This window comes from Thauera sp. 63 (assembly GCF_000310165.2).
In the GTDB taxonomy this organism is placed as follows: domain Bacteria; phylum Pseudomonadota; class Gammaproteobacteria; order Burkholderiales; family Rhodocyclaceae; genus Thauera; species Thauera humireducens.
In genome coordinates this window covers 1-203 of record NZ_AMXC01000101.1, presented here as the reverse complement: position 1 = coordinate 203, position 203 = coordinate 1, and the positions used below count along the sequence as shown (strand labels likewise).

Genomic DNA, 203 nt, shown 5'->3' with positions numbered 1-203 from the left:
GCCCAGCCGCATCACGCCTACCTCTTCAGCAACCGGCGCGGCACGCGCTTGAAGGTGCTGGTCCATGACGGTTTCGGGGTGTGGCTGGCGTGCCGGCGCCTGAACCAGGGCCGCTTTCACTGGACCGAGGGCCAGGGCGGTGTCGCACTCACCCGGACGCAGTTCGATGCGCTGGTGCTCGGGCTGCCGTGGCAACGGCTGGG

At 70.0% G+C, this 203-nt stretch carries 1 protein-coding gene; it reads left to right on the top strand.

All coding sequences use genetic code 11. The features are described 5' to 3' along the window. Positions 1-203, top strand: a 203-nt coding sequence (tnpB, locus tag C664_RS20135) for an IS66 family insertion sequence element accessory protein TnpB (protein WP_004296932.1), incomplete at both ends; no start/stop codon positions are given.